This is a genomic window from Bradyrhizobium sp. MI1.11 (assembly GCF_055811255.1).
This window is the reverse complement of sequence record NZ_JBVVPM010000176.1, coordinates 1-1,243: the sequence shown is the minus strand read 5'-3', so window position 1 is coordinate 1,243 and position 1,243 is coordinate 1. Positions and strand designations below refer to the sequence as shown.

Annotated in this window: 1 protein-coding gene; it reads left to right on the top strand. The window is 57.3% G+C overall.

What is annotated here, in order from left to right; all coding sequences use genetic code 11:
- Nucleotides 1-166: 166 nt before the first annotated feature.
- Complete coding sequence (locus AC0L30_RS42965) at nt 167-385, top strand: hypothetical protein (RefSeq protein WP_473309247.1); 219 nt, start codon at nt 167-169, stop codon at nt 383-385.
- Nucleotides 386-1,243 lie beyond the last annotated feature (858 nt).

Genomic DNA, 1,243 nt, shown 5'->3' with positions numbered 1-1,243 from the left:
ACCTGTCGGTACGTGCAAAAGGCGCCGAAAACGCATTCTCAGCCGCAAGAACGGAAGCGCACGACAAGATCGAAGCGCGGAGGGCAGAGGCGCTTTCTGCTGCAAAGATCGCAGTCGAAAAGGTAAACCATCAAACAAGTCTGCCGGAGAATCCGCCACCAGAGATATGAAAGCGCTGCAAGCGAAAATCACTGCCGACGTCAACGCTCTCAAGGCGCATGTAGTCGAAGCAAAGCATGGTCTCAGCGTAAAGCTAGCCGAGACACGCGCCGCGAACTTGGAGTCGGACGCCGGCCTCGCCATCGATTACGCGATCGCATCGGTTGAACAGGCACGACTTGCCGTTGTTGATGCCATCGCCGCCGATGAGGCCAAGCGCGCATAAATGCAGAGAGTAAACTCGTGGACCGACCAGACGCCAAACCCCAGCCCGGATGAGAACCTCCGCCCTAAGCTGAAATGAAATAAGGCCGCCTCAGTTGGCACCCTTTTTCACCTTCATGGGCGGATCGTTGCCTTGATAGACGCTTGCGAGCGCTCCCCGGCCAGGCCAGCTGCGATAAACCAGACCCGATCACCAAGAGCGCGACACGCGCTCCTGATCTCCGCGGTGGATCGATCGCCCGCATAACGATCGAAACGGCTCCGATGTCGTCGACAGATCGCCGGCTCGTACGATTCGCAGAAAGCAGCGTGATTTTCAGAGCGATGCGCGTGCAAAAGCACGAACGCAACACGTTAGTTGTTTATCGAGTCTTGCAGCCTTAAGATCTCAGGCAGGAAGCTTAATCTTCAAAACGCGCCAATAATTGCCGTTAGCCGCGTGCAAGCGGCCAAGCTTCTCGGCATTGATGCGCCTCATATCGCGAACGCTGTGCGTTCTCAAGAGCTGCCATCGCATCAGCCTGGGCAAGCCGTCCGCGTGACGCTGCCTCGGTGAGAGCAGCGGGTCGAGAGCTGGCCAGATCCCAAGCGGCGCCAGCGCCGAAAGTAAGCCACCAATGCCACTTGAATTCGAGTATATAGATCTGCCTCGCAGCCGCCGATTACGCGCGTATAGTTAGCATCAAATAACTGGCTTTGCTCGCGAACTGTTTTTCTCAATTTTGGCGCTCTTGTGAGTCCGAGTGCCGGCCGCATCGGAACGATGCTCGCCAATCTCGCCCCATAGCCGTTCTAGGAGTGCCGCTCGCGCCCTATCGCTCTGTCCGATCGCCGCAATATAGGCGCGCAGAAGGCGTAT

Coding starts and splice junctions, on each gene's coding strand:
- AC0L30_RS42965 (WP_473309247.1), top strand. CDS start 167: ATGAAAGCGCTGCAAGCGAAAATCACTGCCGACGTCAACGCTCTCAAG.